At 65.8% G+C, this 3,130-nt stretch carries 4 protein-coding genes; 1 reads left to right on the top strand and 3 read right to left on the bottom strand.

Annotated elements, in window-relative coordinates:
- The 3 genes from JOY90_RS39250 to JOY90_RS39240 form a co-directional block, all read right to left on the bottom strand.
- On the bottom strand, positions 1-1,131 hold a 1,131-nt coding region (locus tag JOY90_RS39250), incomplete at its 3' end, for a cache domain-containing protein (protein WP_291696447.1).
- Entirely contained in the window at positions 1,106-1,546 is a 441-nt protein-coding gene (locus tag JOY90_RS39245; RefSeq protein ID WP_291696446.1) for a response regulator, read from the bottom strand. The genes JOY90_RS39250 and JOY90_RS39245, both read right to left, overlap by 26 nt.
- Before the next feature lie 743 nt (positions 1,547-2,289).
- Complete coding sequence (locus JOY90_RS39240; RefSeq protein WP_291696445.1) at positions 2,290-2,526, bottom strand: type I restriction-modification enzyme R subunit C-terminal domain-containing protein; 237 nt, start codon at positions 2,524-2,526, stop codon at positions 2,290-2,292.
- Between JOY90_RS39240 and JOY90_RS39235 the strand changes: the two genes are divergently transcribed.
- On the top strand, positions 2,501-3,130 hold a 630-nt coding region (locus tag JOY90_RS39235; RefSeq protein WP_291696444.1), incomplete at its 3' end, for a hypothetical protein. The two genes, JOY90_RS39240 and JOY90_RS39235, sit on opposite strands and share 26 nt — an antisense overlap.

The following is a 3,130-nucleotide window of genomic DNA, read 5'->3' as shown; positions in this document are numbered from 1 at the left end:
GGTCAAGGATCGCGCCAGGATCACCGCGAGCGCCGCGGCGCCCAGCATCGCGATGCTTCCAACCAGCAGCGCGCTGTTGCGGATCGCGACCGCCGGCGCCATGTAGACGCTGTTCGGGATCGTCGCGATGATGCCGACCCATTGCTGGCCTTCGATCATGGCCGGCGCCATCGCCGCGCCGCACAGCCCTCCCGTCGGGTCCTGAGCCGACTGCGCCGCGCTTTGCAGGCTGCCGAGCAGCGGGACGAAGTAGGGGAAATGGGTCCGCCAGTCGGCGGGCCGACCGAGCTGGGCGCCGAATTCGAGGCTTCGGTCCGGATTGACGAGATAGTTGCCGCGTGCGTCGACGGCGAAGATGCTGCCGCGCTGCACCGAAGAGCGGATGCGGTCGAGCGCGGGCCGCATGTCGATGGAGACGGCAACGACGCCGAACGGGGTGCCGTCGGGCTTGAACACCGGGGCGGCGACGCGCAAGGTCGGCACCTGCGGCTCTTCGATGACGCCGTTGTCCTCGTTGAGGTCGATCGGCGAGACGTACATGGCGTCGCCGGCGAGCTTCAGCGTCTCCGTGACATAGGGCTCGTCGCCGATCCGCTGCAGCTCGGAATCGGGCACCACCCGGACCGCGCCGTTCGGGCCCGAGCGGTCGAGCCGCAGGATCTCCTTGTGGCCGTCGTCGAGTCCGATGAAGCGGAACTGCCAGTAGGTCGGCTTGGCGCGGAGATAGGCCACGAGCCGTGTCAACAGGCGCTGGCGCCAGGCCTCCTCGGTGAGCCCGTCGACCGGGTCGGTCCCGCCATTGAGGTGGGCGAGCACGATGCCGTGGACGGCCGCATGGGCGCGGAAGGTGACGACGTCGGCGCGCGAACCACGGATGTAGCTCTGCAGGTCGGCGGCCAACAGCTTCGAATGGGTCTCGATACGGTCGAGCACGCGCGGCAGCAGCTCGCGCTCGAGGTTGAGGTAGTACAGCCACCCGGTCGCGGTGACCGTGACCGCGACCAGGAGGATCATCGCGATGGCGAGACGGCTGGCGAGCGTCAGGCGCGCGAAAAAGCCCCGCTCCCGCAACGGCGCTTCGTGGGTCAGGACCAGCCGGTCCGGCTTAGGATCGGCGGTGGGGACCAGCATCACGATCCGACGCAGATAAGGGCCGGCGCCCGTTCGCAGCCTCCAGACAATCCGCGACCGTCGCCAGCAGGGCCGTGGGCTTGAACGGCTTGGGCAGGCCGCGAACTGCGCCCAGCTTGGTGGCCATCGCGAGGAAATCCGGCTCCATGCCCGCATCCGGCGTCAGCGGCCGGCCGGACATCGCGATGATCGGAATCCGCGGGTGCTGCTGGCGCACCAGGCGCATCGTCTCCAGGCCATCCATTCCCGGCATGAAAATATCGAGACATAGGAGATCGAAACCGTTCTTGGCGATTTCCGCCAGCCCCTTGCGGCCATCCTCGGCGACGATGACGCGGTGACCGGCCCGTTCCAGCAGCAGCCGGACGGTCATCTGCATGACAGGGTCGTCGTCGACCACCAGTATCTTCGCCACAGCCCGCTTCCCTATGCCGACGCTGAATCAAACACGGCGACACGCGACCGACCTTGTGCCGAAAACGGTTTCTGCCGCAAGCGCTTCGGGAAATCCATAGCTTCTGTCGCACGGTAAAAAGGTTCCAGCAATGGCCTTGGCTATGCACGAGGCCGGGTAGACGGAGGGGGACGAGTCGCTCTGCAAGCTGTAAATATCTTGCTTATCATGATACCATGCACAGCGTGAGGAATTCGGATGTGAAACAGCGAGGTGCCCGCAGGCAAGCGATCACATTTCCGCGGCGCGTTCGCGCCCGGATGATGCAAGCTCCGTCCCTCGAAAGCGAAGAGGGAGCAGGGAAGACCGGGTGCCGTTCGCACCCGCGGTCCGCGTGCAGCAAAAAGCACGCGGCAGAACCACAGGTACGAGCCGAACAGCCGGCCTTCCCTGCGCGATGGTGTTACGGTTTCCTCCGCGCTCTCCCCGGGGAACGGGCTCTCTTGCCCCCGTCGCCCGCGAGATCATCGCCTCACGAGCTTGACGCCAGCGTCGCGGCGTCAGGACCACGCGTCTTCGCCGTCCGCGTGGCGCCGCTCGTCCTTCGGCACCATCCGCGTCCACCGCATCCTGCCCCGCGTGTCGTGACGATCGCGATGCGCCCCTCTTGCCGGGACAGGACGGGCGGATAATGGACCGAGTCGGGGGTGGGGGTCAAGGTAAATTCTGAAAAACGGAAGATGGCCGCGTGCTGGCCCGGCATCTCAAGCCACCGCGCTCTCGTTGATCGCTTTGATCTTGTCGAATAGCCGCACCACTTTGGCCTCGTCGAACAGGTGCTCCGGCCCGGTCGGGGCGATGCCGGTGAAGGGCGGCTCGTAGAGCAGGCTCGGTTCCATCATGCCCTGGTCGGTCAAGTGCTCGATCACCATGTCGATGAACTCGATCTGCGCGGCGGTAGCGGTGCCGGCGGAGATGAACTCGCTGAATGCTTCGCTCACGGCGGCGCGCTCCAGCCCGACCAGTGAACGGACGAAGCGGCCAAAGCCGTGGCTGGCTTGGCGCGCGCTCGATGTCGCCAGCCTCGCCGATGCCGGCGTCGAGCAGCAGCTTCTCCAGTTCGTCGAGGTCAGACGGCGTCAGCGGCTTGCCCTGCCGCAACTTGTGCAGCACGAGATTGTCGCGGTGGGCGCGCAAGAAATGCCGCGCCTTGGCCTTGAAGCGGGCGAAGTTGGCCTCGCCGATCTGTGGCAAGGGCACTTCGACGCCGTCGCCGATCTCATCGGCGAAATTGGAATAGACGATGGTCTTTCGGGTCTTCTCGATGTGCTGGATCAGGTCGCGCAGCCGCAGGCGCACCAGTTCCAGCAGCGGCACAGTGACGCCTTCCCACCAATGGTCGGTCTGGATTTCCTCGATCAGTGCCGCGTGCTGGGCGATCGCAGGGATACCCATCTGGTCCTCCAGCGCGGACGCGATCTCCAAAAGTTGCTTGCGCAAGGTGTCGAACCGCTTCGACCCTTTCAACAGCGCCAGCTCCAGCGAGAACATCATGAGGTCGAAGCGTTTCGCGTCCTCGGTGCCGAGCATGTGGCTCGACGGCAG

The sequence above is a fragment of the Bradyrhizobium sp. genome (genome assembly GCF_019242285.1).
Classification (GTDB): domain Bacteria; phylum Pseudomonadota; class Alphaproteobacteria; order Rhizobiales; family Xanthobacteraceae; genus Bradyrhizobium.
Note: the sequence above shows the minus strand (reverse complement) of the source record. Positions and strands in the feature narration are given on the sequence as shown.